Below are 361 nucleotides of genomic sequence, written 5' to 3' on the forward strand. Positions count from 1 at the left end.
GGCTTACTCTTGTTTGCCGGGTTGTTATTGTCGGTTGTGATGCTGCTTTTCTTCTCTCATCTGGAAACCCGCCGCATTCAGCAGGAATTTGAATCGGATGTAACGGAAGCTTCGCACGCCTTTATTCAGGCGATGAACAGCCACTTTGAAGCGCTTTATACCCTGCAGCTTAACCTGGACACTAATGGCATTCCGGATGCGAAGGGTTTCACGGCACTGACAGATAAAATTCTTGCCCGTTTTCCGGCGATCACTGCCCTGGAATGGATTCCCGAAGTGGAGCAGGCAGATCGTGCCAGCTTAGAACAACGGGCAAATGAATGGTTGCCCGGATATGTGATTACTGAACAGGTCGCGTCCG

General features: G+C 50.7%; 1 protein-coding gene. It reads left to right on the top strand.

Annotated elements, in window-relative coordinates; all coding sequences use genetic code 11:
• The coding region (locus tag ACYP03_RS24785) for a hypothetical protein (RefSeq protein ID WP_459782495.1) at window positions 1-361 on the top strand (361 nt) is incomplete at both ends.

It is taken from the genome of Photobacterium sp. R1 (genome assembly GCF_054600795.1).